Source organism: Dyella ginsengisoli LA-4 (assembly GCF_000334915.1).
GTDB classification, from domain to species: domain Bacteria; phylum Pseudomonadota; class Gammaproteobacteria; order Xanthomonadales; family Rhodanobacteraceae; genus Dyella_A; species Dyella_A ginsengisoli_A.
In genome coordinates this window covers 18,295-34,302 of the sequence record NZ_AMSF01000082.1, presented here as the reverse complement: position 1 = coordinate 34,302, position 16,008 = coordinate 18,295, and the positions used below count along the sequence as shown (strand labels likewise).

The window sequence follows — 16,008 nt, the reverse complement described above, 5'->3', positions numbered from 1 at the left end:
CCGGCCTGCGGCCCGATGTCACCCTAACCGCCTGCGCCAGGACGACTCCATGACCGATTCCCGACTCGCCGATCTCGCCACCCGCCTGCCAGCCCTGCGCCTGCTCACCGACGCGGCGGACCTGGAGCATTACGGCCGCGACTGGACCCGCCGCTGGGCGCCCGCGCCGCTGGCCATCGCGCTGCCGGCCAGCGTGGAGGAGGTGCAGGAGGTGATGCGCTGGGCCAGCGGGCACGGCGTGGCCGTGGTGCCCTCGGGCGGGCGCACCGGGCTGTCCGGCGGCGCGGTGGCGGCGAACGGCGAGCTGGTGCTGAGCCTGGAACGGATGAACCGGATGCTGGCCTTCGACCCGGTCGACCGCACGCTCACCGTGCAGGCCGGCATGCCCCTGCAGGCCCTGCAGGACGCGGCGAAGGCGCACGGGCTGGTCTATCCGGTCGATTTCGCCGCGCGCGGCTCGTGCACCATCGGCGGCAACATCGCCACCAATGCCGGCGGCATCCGGGTGATCCGCTACGGCAACACCCGCGAGTGGATCGCCGGACTCACCGTGGTCACCGCCGCCGGCGAGCGGCTCGAGCTCAACCGCGGCCTGATCAAGAACTCCAGCGGCTACGACCTGCGCCAGCTGATGATCGCCTCGGAGGGCACGCTGGGCATCGTGGTCGAGGCTACGGTCAGGCTGACCAACCCGCCGCCGCCCGCGCAGGTGATGCTGCTGGCGCTGCCGGACCTGGATGCGCTGATGCAGGTGTTCGCGCTGTTCCAGTCGCGGCTGTTGCTGCAGGCGTTCGAGTTCTTCACCGATGTGGCGTTGCGCCACGTGCTGGCGCACGGCGCCCAGCGCGCACTGGACGGCGACTATCCGTACTACGTTGTGACCGAGTTCGACGCCGCCGACGAGGCGGCGCAGGAGGCCGCGCTGGCCGCCTTCGAGGCGGGCGTGGAACAGGGCTGGATCCTCGACGGGGTGATTGCCCAGAGCGAGGCCCAGGCTGCCGCGCTGTGGCGGCTGCGCGAGGGCATCACCGAGAGCGTGGCGCCGCGCAAGCCGTACAAGAACGACGTGTCGGTGCGGATCAGCGCGGTGCCGGCCTTCCTGCAGGCGATGCAGGAGCTGCTCGGCCGCGAGTACCCGCAGTTCGAGGTGGTCTGGTTCGGCCACATCGGCGACGGCAACCTGCACATCAACGTGCTCAAACCGGACGACCTGGACGACGCGGCCTTCATCGCCCAGTGCGAGCAGGTCACCAAGCGGCTGGCCGCCACGCTGCAGCAGTTCGGCGGCAGCATCTCGGCCGAGCACGGCATCGGCCTGGTCAAGCTCCCGTATCTGGACAGTACCCGTGGCGCGGCGGAGATCGCGCTGATGCGTGGCGTGCGTCGGGCGTTCGACCCGCAGGGCATACTCAATCCCGGCAAGCTGTTCGCACCTGAGCCGATCTAGGGCCGGCTCAGGGCCTGACCTGATCCGACAAGGAAGCAACCATGAAGACACCCGTCGACCCCGAGTCCATCGAGGGCGCCCACCCGCCGCACGGCGGTATCCACCCGTTGCCCGGCACCCAGGTGCTGGAAGCGGAGAACCTGGCCGAAACCGATGAGGTACGCCATGACGAGGCGCTGCGGGAGTCGGCGCTGCGCGTACCGCGATGAGCCCGACGGCGGCTGCGTGCTAGCCTAATCGGCCCCCATCCGCCGGAAGGAGAGCACCGCATGTCGCAGGAGCGTCGTTCGCTGTATCCCGAGATCGAGCCGTTCGACAGCGGCTTCCTCAAGGTATCGGACCTGCACACGCTGTACTACGAGCAGAGCGGCAATCCGAACGGCAAACCGGTGGTGTTCCTGCATGGCGGCCCGGGCGGCGGCGTGAACCCGAAGTGCCGGCGCTTCTTCGATCCGGCACGCTACCGCATCGTGCTGTTCGATCAGCGTGGCTGCGGCCGCTCCACTCCGCACGCGGAGCTGACCGACAACACCACCTGGCACCTGGTCGCCGACATCGAGCGGTTGCGCGAGCAGCTGGGCATCGACCGCTGGCAGGTGTTCGGCGGCTCGTGGGGCTCGACGCTGGCGCTGGCCTATGCCGAATCCCATCCGGACCGGGTCAGCGAACTGGTGCTTCGCGGCATCTTCATGCTGCGGCGCTGGGAGCTGGAGTGGTTCTACCAGAAGGGTGCCGACGCGCTGTATCCGGATGCCTGGGAGACCTATCTCTCGGCCATCCCGGAGGCTGAACGCGGCGATCTGATGAGCGCCTATCACCGCCGCCTCACCGGTGGCGATCGCGCCGGGCAGCTGGCTGCGGCGCGCGCGTGGTCGGTGTGGGAAGGGGCCACCAGTTTCCTGTGGCAGGACCAGGGCCACATCGACGCCAGCGGCGAAGACGAATTCGCACTGGCCTTCGCCCGCATCGAGTGCCACTACTTCGTGCACGGCGGCTTCTTCGAGCACGACGACCAGTTGCTTCGCCATGTCGATCGCATCCGCAGGATCCCGGCGGTGATCGTGCAGGGCCGCTACGACGTGGTGTGTCCGTTGCGCAGCGCCTGGGACCTGCATCGCGCCTGGCCGGAGGCGGATCTGCGCATCGTGCAGGACGCCGGTCACTCGGCGTTCGAGCCGGGCATCCTGCACGAGCTGGTGGAGGCCACCGACCGCTTTGCCGGGGCGGCCGTCGCGCACCGGGCCTGAGTTCCACCCGGCAGCGTTTCGCCGCAAAAGGAAAGGCCACGCCCGTTGCCGGGCGTGGCCTTTTGCGTTGAAGCGCGGCCAGATCAGTGGATGTGGTGGCCGTTGTCGCGGTGATCCCTGTCGTGATCGCCATGGCGATCGTGGCGGTGATGGCCGTGGCCGAACACCAGCGACGGATCGAGCAGCTCCACCACGAAACCGTCGTGGTCGGAGACACCGATCGCCTTGTCGATGCCGGTGGCGCTGGCCGCGTCATCGGCCGTCTGCACCGGCGCGTCGAGGTCGGCGCGGCCGTACTGCATGCGCATGAAGCGCCAGCGGGCCGGCAGGTTCAGCAGCGCGTGGTCCAGCACCTGGAAGGTCGGCACCGAGCGGCCGGAGTTGCCCGAGCCGGCCTTGGTGTAGCCCTGGATCTCGCCGAAGTTCTGCGTGAACTGGAACGAGTAGCGATCGTTGCTGGGCACCGACTCCACCGCGTTCCACAGCGCCGGATGCACGATGTTCGGCTCGCCCAGCTTCAGCAGGTTCTGGCTGTCCTGGTAGCGGCCGGAGATCAGCCCGACCATGTCAACGAAGCCGTCGCTGAACTGGTAGCTGTTGAAGTCGCCCACCACCATCAGCGGGGTCAGCGGCGAGGCCTGCTGCAGCAACTGCACCTGGGTGGCGATCGACTTGGCCTGCAGAAAACGCTTTTCGCGGTCGCGATCGGTGGCGCTGCCGCTGCCATCGACTTTCTGCCGCGCCTTGGTGTGCACCGAGATCACCTGGAAGCGCATCAGGCCGGCCTGGGCGGTCAGCAGCAGCGGCGGATGGTCATGGATGTACGCCGTGCTGCCGTTGTCGTCCCAGGTCTCGTCGGCGGCCAGCTGGCGTACCGAGAGCACCTTCACGCGGTCGGTGCGGACCAGGAAGCCGACATCGATGCCGCTGGGGTCGTGGCCTTCCATCAGGTAGGCGTCGTAGCTCGCGCCGTAGTCGTCGCCCAACTGCTTGGCCAGGCGCTGCAGCAGCGGCAGGTTCTTCACCTCCTCCACCGACAGCACGTCCGGCAGGCGCAGCACGCCGCCGATATAGGCCGACAGCCGCTCGATCTTCAGCTGCACCTCGGCCTCGGTCGGCTCGGAGCTGGCGCCGCTGCAGGTGTAGGTGGTGTCGAAGGTCGAGTCGCAGAAGCGCTCGGTGTTGAGCGCGCCGATGCGCAGGGCGATCGGCGGCGCCTTGTCGACCGGGCGCGGCAGTTCGACGGCGCGGGTCAGGCGGAACGTGGTCGGGATCAGGGTGTAGGCGCCGAAGTCATAGGAGATGACGCCCGTGGCCTCGAAGGTGGAGCCGGCATTGAACGGGGTGTTCATGGGTACCGCGCCGAAGTCGGCGGTGTTCATCTTGAACACTTCCGGGTTGCCGTCCCAGTTCGGCAGGTCCACGCCCGCCGGCACCGGCACGCCGTACACCACGCCCGGCTCGCGCAGCGAGCGCCGGCCGCTGGCGGTGATGCTCACCTCGGCATACGGCTCGCCGCTGAAGCGCTTGTTGCCGGTGTTGATCATGCCGTGGCGCACATGCACGCGCATGCTCATGAAGCACTGGAAGTTGGTCGCACCGCAGGACAGGTGGTCGGGATCCATCGACGGCGTGCCGGCGTCGAACTCGACCGCCTTCGGCAGCTTCGCGCCGTGCGATACCACGGTGATCTCCGGGCTTTTCAGCTCGGTCAGGTGGTAGTAGTCGTCGATCCGCCCGTTCACGTCGACCACGTCGCCGACCGCCACGGTCGGGGCGCTGCCGGTGAACACGTACAGGCCGTTGGAGGTCAGCGGATCGGCATCGGCGCGGGCGTCCGGCGTCTGCATGGTGAAGCCGGCCGGGCCCACCGCGGTGACCACGTTGTCGTGGGTGATCACGCGCTTGCCGAGCAGCGGCGAGGTCTGCTCGCGGCCCTGGATCTCGTACAGCTCGGCGGTGACCGGGATGTCGTAGAGGATCGCGCCGATCGCGCTGGCACGGGCCAGGGTGTAGCCGCCGCTCGGGTTGCTGAGGTTCACGGTGAACGCGCGATCGGCCTTGCCGACGCTGCTGCCGTGCACGGTGACATCGAAGCTGGCCGAGCTCTGGCCCGGCGCGACGGTGACGTCGGTGTCGAGCGCGTCGTAGTCGCCCGCGGCGGCCGAGGCGGTGTCGTCGGCGGTGGCCACGTGCACGGTGACGCCGCTGCCGGCCGGAGCCGGTTCGGACAGGGTCACGGTGAACGGCATCTGCACGTCGCCGGCGCCGGTCACGGTGGCGCTGGCGTCGGCGATCGACACGCTGGCGCCCATCGCCACGCACGGGCTGGCGCTGTTGTGCGGTGCGCTCGGGCTCAGCGTGACGAAGTCGGCGCTGTTGTCGCCGCTGTTGTTCGGCAGGCCGGCGGCATTGGTGGTGCGGATGTAGGAGGTGTCCGAGTTGCTCGAGCCCAGCGAGGCCAGCGGCGTGCCGGCCTGGTAGGCCGAGCCGCTGCTCAGGCCGACCTGGTCGAGCACGGTGCCGGCGGCATCCAGGATCGCCAGGCCGCCGGTGTCGGTGACGCCGGTGTTGTAGGTCAGGTCACCGGCCACGCTGCCGGAGTAGCCGCTGCTGGCCGCGTTGGTCAGCAGCAGGTGGCAGCCCGGCGCGATGCTGGTGCCGGCCGGCAAGGTCAGCCGCGTGCCGACCGTGCCGCTGGCATTGGAGGCGTTGAGCTTGTAGCCCGACACGTCGATCGCGGTCGGGCCGGCGTTGATCAGTTCGACGAATTCGTCGTTGCCGCCGGCCGGTCCGCGGACGCGGAACTGGTTGATTTCCAGATCGCTGGCGTAGGCCGAAAACGACAACGCCAATCCGGTCAGCGTCGCCATCACGGCGCGCCGCACGTTCATTCCCTGCATGTTGTAGTCCCCTCTGGCGGGATCCCTTGTGGATCCGTGACGCGCCGGACGCTAGCAACTTATTGCGACAGTTTCGCTAAAGCTCCCCCCGGAGCGTTGCGTACGGCGATGCCGACGCCCGTCGACATCGCAACACTCTGCGCCGAGTCGGCGCCGGAGGAAAGGGGGTGTCGGTTCAGTCCCCGTCGGGCAACTGCTTGGTACCGAAGATCTTGTCGCCGGCATCGCCCAGGCCCGGCAGGATGTAGCCGTGCTCGTTGAGCCGCTGGTCGATGGCCGCGGTGAAGATCTCGACGTCGGGGTGCGCGGCTTCCATGCGCGCGAGGCCCTCCGGCGCGGCGACCAGGAACAGCCCCTTGATCCGCTTGCAGCCCGCGGCCTTGAGCATGTCCACGGTGGCCAGCAGGGTACCGGCGGTGGCCAGCATCGGGTCGACGATCAGCGCGATGCGTTCGTCCATGCGGCCGGTGAGCTTCTCGTAGTAGGTCACCGGCTTGAGCGTTTCCTCGTCGCGCTGCAGCCCGACCACGCTGACCTTGGCGGCGGGGATCAGGTCGAGCACGCCCGGCAGCATGCCCAGGCCCGCGCGCAGGATCGGCACGATGGTGATCTTCTTGCCCTTGATCTGCTGCACCGTGAGCGGGCCGGCCCAGCCGTCGATCGCCTGCTCGACGGTCTCCAGGTCCTTGGTCGCCTCGTAGGTCAGCAGGGCGGCCACTTCCGAGGCCAGCTCGCGGAAATCCTTGGTGCTGATGCCGGCCCGGCGCATCAGGCCGAGCTTGTGCTGGATGAGCGGGTGGCGCACTTCGACGACGGACATGGGGCAACCTGGCATTGAGGCGACGCGGCGCGTCGCGGGCAGCGCCCAAGCTTATCGACGCAGGCCGGCGCGTGCATCCGCACCGGCCTGCGCGGGTGGCTTCAGCCCTTCAGGCAGGTACTCATGAAGCTCTTGCGGGCGTCGCCCTTGAGCCCCTGCTTGCTGGCGTCGACGTTGCACTTCTTCATCTTTTCCTGCTGGGTCATCTTGCCCGGCGCCGCGGCGCCACCCTTGAGGCAGGACTTCATGAAGGCCTTGCGCTCGTCGCCCTTCTTGCCGGCAGCCTGCTTGTTGCAGTCGGTCATGCGCTGTTGCTGCGCGGTCATCGGCTTGGCGGCCGCGACCACCGGCGTGGACAGGACGAGGGCGCCGGCGACGGTGAGCGAGGCGGCTAGCAGCAGACGGAACGGTTTGCCCATGGTGCGATCCTCCCGAAGTGACCGGCGGCTGCCGGCAGCGCAGTCTCGCGCCGGAAGCCCGGCGCGCGCTACCGCAATTTCATGCGTGGCGCCGGGCCGGGTGTGGGCGTGTGTTTGCCAGCCATGCCGGGTGTCGCCCATGCTGCCGGCCGGGGATGGGCGCAGGGGGGACGGGTATGGCCGGATCAGCGACCGCCGCGGCCGGGCTGCCGGCGCGGCAGATCGCCGCCGTGGCGGCAGGCAACGCGATCGAGCTCTACGACTTCGTCACCTACGCGTTCTTCGCGGTGCAGATCGGCCGCAGCTTCTTTCCCTCCGACGAGCCGGCGGTCAGCCTGCTCGCCTCGCTGGCCACTTTCGGCGCCGGATTCCTGACCCGGCCGCTGGGCGCCTGGGTGATCGGGCGCATGGGCGACCGGCGCGGCCGCAAGCCGGCGATGCTGCTGTCGTTCGTGCTGATCGGCGTGGCGGTGATCGGGCTGCCGCTGGTGCCGCCGTATGCGTCCATCGGCGTGGCGGCACCGGTGCTGGTGGTGCTGCTGCGATTGCTGCAGGGCTTCGCGCTGGGCGGCGAGGTGGGCCCCAGCACCGCCTTCCTGATGGAGGCCGCGCCGCTGCACCGGCGCGGGCTGTACATCGCGATGCAGGCGATGAGCGCGGACTTCGCGGTGCTGGTCGCCGGGCTGGTCGGCATGGCGCTGGCGCACCTGCTGACCCCGGCCCAGCTCGACGCCTGGGGCTGGCGCGTGGCGCTTGGGCTGGGCGCGGTGATCGTGCCGTTCGCGCTGGTGATGCGGCGCACGCTGGCCGAAACCCACGTGCCGCAGCTGCAGCCGGCAGCCGCCGCCGGCCACGGCGCCCATCCGCTGCGGCTGGCGCTGCTCGGGTTGGCGATGCTGGCGGCGGCGACCACCGCCAACTACGTGCTGGAGTACATGACCACCTACGCCAGCACCACGCTGGGCCTGCCCGAGCGCATCGCGCTGGGCGCCACGGCGATGGTCGGCCTGTGCGGCCTGTGCTGCGACCCGCTCAGCGGCTGGCTGTCCGACCGCTTCGGCCGCAAGCCGGTGATGCTGGCGCCGTGGATCGTGCTGCTGGTGGCCATCCTGCCGGCGTTCTGGTGGCTGCAGCACGCGCCGGGCGGTCCGGTGCTCTACGCGGTCACCGGCATCCTCACGGTGGCCTCCACGCTGTGTACGGGCACCATGCTGGTGTCGGTCACCGAGTCGCTGCCGGCGCGGATCCGCTCCGGCGGCTTCGCGCTGATGTACGCGCTGGCGATCTCGGTGTTCGGCGGCGCCACCCAGTTCATGCTGGCGTGGCTGATCCGGGTCACCGGCAACCCGCTGGCGCCGGCCTGGTACATGACCGGCGCGGCGCTGCTGGGGCTGTTCGCGATCGTGCAGGTGCCGGAGACCCCGCCGGTGAAGGTGGGCCCGCGACCGGCATGAAAAAGGGCGCGCCCGGCCGGGCGCGCCCTTCGTCGCGACGGCAGGAGAGGGGCGTTACGCCGCCTCGGCCTGCGCGCGCTTCGGCCCGTGCAGCAGCGCCTGCTTCACGCTCGCCACCACCAGGTCCACCTCGGCACTGGTCACCTGGAAGTGCGGGGTGAAGCGCAGCGAGTTGGTGCCGCCGTGGATCACGCCCATGCCTTGCTCGCGCATGTACTCCTCGGTGGAGTTCTCGCCGTAGCACTTGAACTGCGGCGCCAGCTCGCAGGAGAACAGCAGGCCGGTGCCCTGCACCTTGGTGATCAGCCCGCCCAGCTCGTCCTTCAGCGCGTTGAGCTTGGCCACGAACTCCTGGCCGCGCTCGCGGATGTTGGTGCGCACGGCGTCGTCCAGCATGCCCAGCGTGGCGCAGGCCACGTCCAGCGCGCGCGGGTTGGCGGTCATGGTGTTGCCGTAGATGCCCTTGCGGTACAGCTTGGCGGTGCGCTCGTTCACCGCCAGCACCGACATCGGGTACTGACCGGCGTTCAGCGCCTTGGAGTAGGTCTCCATGTCCGGCGCCTCGAACTGCTGGAAGCCCGGGTAGTCGACGATCGACAGCACGCCGTGGGCGCGCAGGCCGGCCTGGATCGAGTCGACCAGCAGCAGCGTGCCGTGCGCCCGGGTCAGGCGGCGGGCCGCTTCGTAGAACTCCGGCGTCACCGCGCGGCCGGGGTCGCCTTCGCCCATCACCGGCTCGAGGAACATCGCCTCGATGTGCCAGCCCTGCTTGTCGGCCTCGGCGAACGCCTGCTCCAGCTGCTCGACGTTGTACGGCTCGACGATGATCAGCTGGTCGTTGTGATGCTTGAAGCTGCCCAGGTGCTGCAGGTAGGTCTTGCGGGTGGAGTCCGAGTACAGCGCCGGCAGCTCGGTGCGGCCGTGGAACGCGCCGCGCACCGCGATGCGCTTGACCTTGCGGCCGGCGTGGGCGCCGCCCTCGTCGGTCATCAGCTTGGTGTTCACGTCGGCGAAGCGGCCGGCCAGGCTGACCGCCTCGGAGCCGGAGTTCAGGCACAGGAAGCGGTCGTACGGGCAGCCGCCGCGGGTGCGGCCGATCTCGCGGCGCAGCGCCTCGGAGGCGCGCATCTGCGCCACGCTCGGGGTCATCACATTGGCCATCACCTGCGGCCGGCTCATCGCCTCCAGCACCGCCGGCGGGTTGTGACCGAAGCCGAGCATGCCGTAGCCGCCGTTGTCGTGGATCACGGCACCCTTCAGGGTGACGACCCACGGGCCGCGCGCGGCGGCCGGCAGGTACGGGTTGATCGCGTCGTCGGGATAGAAATTGACGTAGCCGGCCTGGGCGCGGGCCAACTGCTCGGCCTCGTCGAGCTTCAGGAAATCGGCCAGGTCCGCGCGCAGTTCGCGATGGCGCGACACCGCCTCGGATACCGCCTGCCCGAGCATCGGATCCTGCGCGGCCATGCGCTCGATGGTGGCATCGTCCAGACCGGTGGTCCGCGGCTTGCCGCCGAAATCGCGCAGTTCGCGCAGCTGTTCAATGACGTGCATAACGCTCCTCCTCAACCTCCAACGGCGCCTCGCTCCCAACGCAAAGCAGGCCGGTGGATTCGTGATATGGGCGGGAACGCCGCACCGCGCGCGGCGCGCTTCCCGCAGGCCTTTCGGGCCGTCTGACGCACCGCCGCATAAGGGCTGACGGGCTTCAGGCATCCCCCGAGCATAGCGCGAGGGGCCTTTTCCCGGTACCCCGCATGACGCCTGTCAGGTGCGTCGGCTGATGTCCGCGAGTGGCCGCAAGTGCCTGCCATGGCTAGTTTTGTGACCATCCCAAGGAGGCCTGCATGAACCCCTCGATGCCCCCCGTTGCCGAGCTCGTCGGCGTCACCCAGCGCTACGGCGCGCTCACCGCCCTGGACGCGCTCGACCTGGCCGTGCGCCCCGGCGAGCTGCTGGCCCTGCTCGGCCCCAACGGGGCCGGCAAGAGCACCTCGATCGGCGTGTTGCTCGGCCTGGTGCGGCCGCAGTCCGGCCAGGCACGGCTGTTCGGTCGGGATCCGCAGGATGTCGCCTCCCGTCGCCGCATCGGCGTGATGCTGCAATCGGCGGCGCTGCCGGCGACACTGCGCGTGGGTGAGCTGCTGCGCTTGACGGCCAGCTATTACCCGGCGCCGCGGCCGCTGGCCGAGAGCGCCGGGCTGGCCGGCGTCGACGACCTGCTGACCCGGCCCTACGGCAAGCTTTCCGGCGGCCAGCAGCGGCGGGTGCAGTTCGCGCTGGCGCTGTGCGGGCGGCCGGACCTGCTGTTCTTGGATGAACCGACCGTGGGCATGGACATCGAGGCCCGACAGAAGCTGTGGGCGGCGATCCGCACGCTGGTCGGCGAGGGCTGCGCCGTGGTGCTGACCACGCATTACCTGGAGGAGGCCGAAGCGCTGGCCCAGCGGGTGGTGGTGATGGGGCAGGGGCGGGTGCTCACCGAAGGCAGCGTGGACGACCTGCGCGGTCGCGTCGGCATGACCCGCATCCGCTGCCTGAGCGACCTCGACGCCGAGGCGGTGGCGGGCTGGACCCACGTTGCCGCCGCCCAGCGCGAGGAGGGGCGGCTGGTGGTCACCACCGCCGCCGCCGAGTCGGTGCTGCGTCGCCTGCTCGACGCCGACACCGCTCTGTCGGAACTGGAAGTGCGTCGTGCCGGCCTGGCCGAAGCCTTCGTCGAACTCAGCCGCCAGGACCGGGAGGCCGCCTGATGGACGCCACAATCACGATGTCGCCGCGCCGAGTCGCCGGCGCCTACCTGCAAGAGATCCGCAGCGAGTGCCTGCGTTACCTGCGCGCGCCCTCTTTCATCCTGCCGGTGACGCTGTTCTCCACCGTGTTCTACCTGATGTTCGGCGTGCTGCTGAACCATTCCGGCAGCGATGCCTCGCGCTATCTGCTGGCCAGCTACACCACCTTCGGCGTGATCGGCCCGGGCCTGTTCGGCTTCGGTGCGTCGCTGGCGATCGAACGCGAGGGCGGCCTGCTCACCCTCAAGCGCGCGCTGCCGATGCCGCCCGGGGCCTACCTGCTCGGCAAGATGGTGATGGCGATGGGCATGGCCACACTGGTGGCGGCGCTGCTGCTAACCCTCGGCCTGACCCTCGGCGGGGTCACCCTGTCGCCGGCGCGGGTGCTGGCGATGCTGCTGGCCGGTGCCTTCGGCGTGCTGCCGTTCTGCGCGCTGGGCATGTTCGTCGGCACCCTGATCAAGGGGCAGGGCGCGCCCGGCCTGCTCAACCTGGTCTACCTTCCGATGGCCTTCCTGTCCGGCCTGTGGCTGCCGTTGAGCATGCTGCCCAAGCCGCTGCAGGCGATGGCGCCGGTGTGGCCGAGCTACCACCTGAACCAGCTCACCCTGGCGGCGGTCGGCATGGGCCAGGGCGCGCTGTGGCCGCACGTGCTGGCGCTGGCTGCGTTCGCGGCGGCTTTCCTCGTGCTGGCGGCCCGCCGCCTGCGCCGGGTAGGCTGATGGCTTCCGCCTCCGTGCGCCCGACCGGCAGGGGACCGATCATGCGCCTTGCAAACCTGCCTGCCTGGATGAAGCCGGCGCCGGACTCGCTGGTGGCCGAAAGCGTGTCTCGCGGCAAGTCGCCGTGGACCGATGCGGTGCACCTGCTGTGGTCGGCCTGGATCTTCATCACCCCGGTGTTCGACCGCGACGCGTGGAACCTGCGCTGGGTATTGCTCACGCTGCTGTCCTACCCGGTGTTCCTGGCGCTGTACGGCATGTGCTGCATCGCCTCGCGCCGCGCTTCGCCCATCTACGCGGCGGGGATGCTGGTGCTGTGCATGGTGCTGCTGCCCTGGTATCCCAGCGGCCTGACCTACTTCGTGTTCGGCTGCGTGATGCTGCGCGTCTGCCGGATGTCGTTCCGCACCTACATGCTGGCCCTCGCCGGGCTCAACGTGGCCTTGCTTGCCGAGGCCTGGCTGCTGCACTACCCATGGCAGGCCACGTTCACGATGCCGATCGTCACCTACATCATCGGCCTGATCATCAACGCCGAGACGACCAGCAGCGAGAAGGATGCCGAGCTGCGCCTGTCGCACGAAGAGGTGCGCCGGCTTGCCGCCACTGCCGAGCGCGAGCGGATCGGTCGCGACCTGCACGATCTGCTCGGTCACACGCTGTCGCTGATCACGCTGAAGCTGGAGCTGTCGCGCAAGTTGTTCGACCGCGACAGCGAGGCGGCGCGGCGCGAGATGAGCGAGGCCGAGGCGGTGGCCCGGCACGCGCTGGCCGAGGTGCGTGCGGCGGTGACCGGCATCCGCGCCACCGACCTTGCCGCGGAGCTGGCCTCGGCGCGCCTGTTGCTGGCCTCGTCGCGGGTGCACCTGGATTACGAGCTGGGCGTGTCGGCATTGCCCGAAGACGTGGAACGCCACCTGGCGCTGGTGATCCGCGAGGCTTCGACCAACATCGTGCGGCATGCCCGCGCCAGCGAGGCGCGGATCCGTCTGCGCTGCGACCACGGCGACGTGGTGATGGAGATCTGCGACAACGGCCGCGGCGGCATCGCCGAGGACGGCAACGGTCTGCGCGGCATGCGTGAGCGGGTGCGTTCGCTGGGCGGGCAACTGGCGATCGATTCGCCGCGCGGGCGCGGCACCCATCTCACCATCCGGGTGCGCGCGCCGGCGGTCGAGCCGATCGTTGCGCCGGAACAGGGCGAGGCAGAGGCCGCGGCCGTCGTGTCTCTCCCCGCCGCGGGCAGGAGTGCCGCATGAGCACGCCGATGCATTCCGTGGCGCCGTGCGTCCGGCAAAGGCCTTTCGCCGGGGCCTTCCACCGCCTGTTCCGGCCCGATCCCGAGTCGCTGCTCGGCCAGCTGCGCTCACCCACCTACCTGCGCTGGCAGGCCGGGTTGCAGCTGTTTTCGTTCATCGCGGTGATCATGCTCCCCCTGGAGAAAGGCTTCAGCTGGCACTGGATGGGTCCGACCCTGCTCTCGCTGGTGTTCTACCTGTTCTTCTACATCCGCATGTACATCATGCCGGTACGGCAGATGGTGGTGAACGCCGCCGGGCTGGTGGCGATCGGCCTCTTGCTGTGGCCGCTCAACAGCGCCGCCTTCATCTATCTGATGATCGCCAGCATCAACCTGGCGTTTCATCCTTCCTGGCGGTTGTGGCTGCTCGCGGTGGCGGTGGCGTCGCTGCTTGCCGTGCCCGAGGTGCTGCTGATCGACGGCCACAAGAGCCTGCTGCTGGTGGTGCCCATGACCTCGCTGTTCGGCGGCTTCAGCAACTTCATCTACATGCGTGGCGTGCGCCGCGACGCCGAGCTGCGGCTGTCGCAGGAGGAGGTGCGCCGGCTGGCCACGCTGGCCGAGCGCGAGCGCATCGGCCGTGATCTGCACGACCTGCTCGGCCATACGCTGTCGCTGGTGGCGATCAAGTCGGAGCTGGCGCGCAAGCTGGCCCTGCGTGATGCGAACGCGGCGCAGCGCGAGATGGAAGAGGTCGAGCGCGTGGCCCGCCATGCGCTGGGCGAGGTGCGCGCCGCGGTCACCGGCATGCGTCGTGGCGACCTGGCCGCCGAACTGATTTCCGCGCGCCTGATGCTTGAGGCGTCCGGCATCCTGCTCGGCGGCGGTACGCCCGAATCGCTGGCGCTGCCACGCGAGGTCGAGGCGCCGCTCGCGCTGGTGCTGCGCGAGGCAGTCACCAACATCCACCGACACGCGCGCGCCACCGAGGCGCGCATCGAGATCTCCAGCGAGGAAGGCGAATTCAGGATGCGGATCAGCGACAACGGTTGCGGCGGGCTGGCCGCGCATGGCAACGGCATCAGTGGCATGCGCGAGCGGATGCGTGCCCTGGGCGGGAGCCTGGTCATCGATTCCCCGCTGCGCAAAGGCACCACGATCACCGTTGCCGTACCGATGGCGATCTCCGCACAACCGCCAGCCGATGCTGGCACGCGCCGTCACGCGGCCGGGAGCGCCGCATGATCCGCGTGATGCTGGCCGAGGACCAGGCGATGGTGCGCGGCGCGCTCTCGGCGCTGCTCAACCTGGAAAGCGACATCGAGGTGCTGGGCAGCGCGCCGGACGGCGAGGCGGCCTGGCGCGAGCTCCAGCGGCTGAAGCCGGACGTGCTGGTCACCGACATCGAGATGCCCGGGCTCACCGGGCTGGAGCTGGCCCAGCGCATCCAGCGTCACGAGCTGCCGATCAAGGTGATCATCGTCACCACCTTCGCCCGCCCCGGCTTCCTGCGTCGCGCGCTGGAGGCGGGCGTGTCCGGCTACCTGCTGAAGGACGCGCCGGCGGAGAACCTGGCCGAGGCGCTGCGCATGGTCCATCGCGGCGGGCGCTCGATCGATCCGCAACTGGCGCTGGACGCCTGGTCGGAGGCCGATCCGCTCAACGATCGCGAGCGCCAGGTGCTGCGCCTGGCCGGCGAAGGCCAGAGTGCCAGCGACATCGCCACCCAGCTGCACCTGTCGCACGGCACCGTGCGCAATTACCTGTCCGAGGCGATCGGCAAGCTCGGTGTCGGCAATCGCATCGAGGCGTATCGTCTGGCACGGCAGAAAGGCTGGCTGTAATGCCCGCTTTTTCGGTCGATTAATCGGCGTCCCGAAAATTAATCGAAAAAAGTGCTTGCAATGACGAAATGCCGCGCGTAATCTTCGCGGCCTCCGACCCCTTGTGGGCGGTAATTCCCTTTTCTTCGAGTCGAGCCATGAACGCGTATTGCCTCATCGCCCATATGCCAAGCACATCGCTCCTGAAGCGCGATGCGGGCGTGTGCGCGCTGCCGCTGCGCCGCTGGTTCGAAGGGCGTCTGCCCCACCTCGACTGATCCCGCCTGCGGAGATCGGTCACCCCGATCTCCCGAGGCTCAAGCGAACGCCCTCGGGTTCCCACCCGGGGGCGTTTTGTTTGTGGCGTTCGAAAGGGATCTTCATGCCCCGAAAAGTTTTGAGGTCATCCATCTCGCCCTGAAGCATCCGGCTGTATCCAGCCGGGGCAGGGGCACGGCTGCTACCGGCGCAGGTGCGCTGCGTCCCGATGCTTCGGCGCGGGCTGTGCTTGAAATGGATTCCCACGGACAGGGTCGCTTGCGACCTGCACGAATGGCCGGTTGGCGACAGCCGGTCATGCGAAGCATCGACTCAAAAGCCTTCAGCGGTGCGGGTTCCCAAGGCCCGCCCGGTGCGCGCGGCGCTGCCGTGATGCGTATGCCGAGGGCCGGCGGACGGTGTTCCACGATGACGTTGGTCCAGGGGAGGGCAGCAGCGCAGGCTGCATCCGGTTCGATTCCGGCAACGTCAGCTACTGGATAGCTCAGTCGGGTAGAGCATCGGTTTCAGATACCGAGTGTCGCGGGTTCGACTCCCGCTCCAAGCATGACTTGTCACGTCATGACACCAGGGACGCAAGTCCCGACCAGGAAACGCCCCGTGCCCCGCACGGGCCGGCCGCCAGGAAGGCAGCCGGTTCGTGCGGGGCAGCGGGGGCGGGACCGGGCCGCCGCCCTCGAAGCGGACGGCCGCCGGGACCCGGGCATCGGCAGCACATCGCCGGGCCGGTTCTCCCGCGTCGGCTCTCCGTGGACAGCGCGATAGCTCCGTCCCGTTCGCGTCAAGGGGCGTTTCCGCCTAATTCGAATAATCGCCGACGGGATCAACTCGGCGATTTTCATCCCGCAAGGGAAGGGGTGGT

The 16,008-nt window shown here is 69.3% G+C and carries 13 protein-coding genes and 1 tRNA gene; 10 read left to right on the top strand and 4 right to left on the bottom strand.

Annotation, left to right across the window (positions count from 1 at the left end):
• Positions 1–49 precede the first annotated feature (49 nt).
• Genes C693_RS0117720 through pip form a run of 3 tightly spaced genes read left to right on the top strand, consistent with a single transcriptional unit; the run spans position 50 to position 2,694 of the window.
• Complete coding sequence (locus tag C693_RS0117720; RefSeq protein ID WP_017463623.1) at positions 50–1,447, top strand: FAD-binding oxidoreductase; 1,398 nt, start codon at positions 50–52, stop codon at positions 1,445–1,447.
• Between the two features lie 41 nt (positions 1,448–1,488).
• Entirely contained in the window at positions 1,489–1,656 is a 168-nt protein-coding gene (locus tag C693_RS23870; RefSeq protein WP_017463622.1) for a hypothetical protein, read from the top strand.
• Positions 1,657–1,716: 60 nt separating this feature from the next.
• Positions 1,717–2,694 (top strand): prolyl aminopeptidase, encoded by a 978-nt coding sequence (pip, locus tag C693_RS0117710; protein WP_017463621.1) that lies wholly within the window; start codon positions 1,717–1,719, stop codon positions 2,692–2,694.
• Positions 2,695–2,777: 83 nt separating this feature from the next.
• Here the strand turns inward: pip and C693_RS22145 are convergent, their stop codons facing one another.
• The 3 genes from C693_RS22145 to C693_RS0117695 all read right to left on the bottom strand — a co-directional run bounded on the left by C693_RS22145 (position 2,778) and on the right by C693_RS0117695 (position 6,836).
• Positions 2,778–5,597: a lamin tail domain-containing protein gene (locus C693_RS22145; RefSeq protein ID WP_083868356.1), complete on the bottom strand. Its 2,820-nt coding sequence runs from the start codon at positions 5,595–5,597 to the stop codon at positions 2,778–2,780.
• A 175-nt stretch (positions 5,598–5,772) separates the two neighbouring features.
• Positions 5,773–6,417 carry a uracil phosphoribosyltransferase gene (gene upp, locus C693_RS0117700; RefSeq protein WP_017463620.1) on the bottom strand — a complete coding sequence of 215 codons (645 nt, stop codon included), beginning with the start codon at positions 6,415–6,417 and terminating at the stop codon, positions 5,773–5,775.
• A gap of 101 nt (positions 6,418–6,518) precedes the next feature.
• Positions 6,519–6,836: a PsiF family protein gene (locus C693_RS0117695; RefSeq protein WP_017463619.1), complete on the bottom strand. Its 318-nt coding sequence runs from the start codon at positions 6,834–6,836 to the stop codon at positions 6,519–6,521.
• A gap of 176 nt (positions 6,837–7,012) precedes the next feature.
• On the opposite strand from C693_RS0117695, the gene C693_RS0117690 reads away from it, so the two are divergent.
• Positions 7,013–8,290 (top strand): MFS transporter, encoded by a 1,278-nt coding sequence (locus C693_RS0117690; RefSeq protein WP_017463618.1) that lies wholly within the window; start codon positions 7,013–7,015, stop codon positions 8,288–8,290.
• Between the two features lie 54 nt (positions 8,291–8,344).
• On the opposite strand, the gene C693_RS0117685 is transcribed toward C693_RS0117690, so the two are convergent.
• Positions 8,345–9,844 (bottom strand): aminotransferase class III-fold pyridoxal phosphate-dependent enzyme, encoded by a 1,500-nt coding sequence (locus tag C693_RS0117685; protein ID WP_017463617.1) that lies wholly within the window; start codon positions 9,842–9,844, stop codon positions 8,345–8,347.
• A gap of 293 nt (positions 9,845–10,137) precedes the next feature.
• On the opposite strand from C693_RS0117685, the gene C693_RS0117680 reads away from it, so the two are divergent.
• From C693_RS0117680 to C693_RS0117640, 6 genes are all read left to right on the top strand, one after another.
• Positions 10,138–11,043, top strand: coding sequence for an ABC transporter ATP-binding protein (locus C693_RS0117680; RefSeq protein ID WP_017463616.1), 906 nt, complete (start codon positions 10,138–10,140; stop codon positions 11,041–11,043).
• The gene (locus C693_RS0117675; RefSeq protein WP_017463615.1) at positions 11,043–11,804 is read left to right on the top strand and encodes an ABC transporter permease; all 762 of its coding nucleotides are present in this window, start codon (positions 11,043–11,045) and stop codon (positions 11,802–11,804) included. Before C693_RS0117680 ends, C693_RS0117675 begins: the two co-directional genes overlap by 1 nt.
• A 41-nt stretch (positions 11,805–11,845) precedes the next feature.
• Positions 11,846–13,063, top strand: a complete 1,218-nt coding sequence (locus C693_RS0117670; protein WP_083868355.1) for a sensor histidine kinase — start codon at positions 11,846–11,848, stop codon at positions 13,061–13,063.
• Positions 13,060–14,289, top strand: a complete 1,230-nt coding sequence (locus C693_RS0117665) for a sensor histidine kinase (RefSeq protein ID WP_017463613.1) — start codon at positions 13,060–13,062, stop codon at positions 14,287–14,289. Before C693_RS0117670 ends, C693_RS0117665 begins: the two co-directional genes overlap by 4 nt.
• Positions 14,286–14,888: a response regulator transcription factor gene (locus C693_RS0117660; RefSeq protein WP_017463612.1), complete on the top strand. Its 603-nt coding sequence runs from the start codon at positions 14,286–14,288 to the stop codon at positions 14,886–14,888. Before C693_RS0117665 ends, C693_RS0117660 begins: the two co-directional genes overlap by 4 nt.
• Before the next feature lie 729 nt (positions 14,889–15,617).
• A tRNA-Leu gene (locus C693_RS0117640) sits at positions 15,618–15,693 on the top strand.
• The last annotated feature ends 315 nt before the right edge of the window (positions 15,694–16,008 follow it).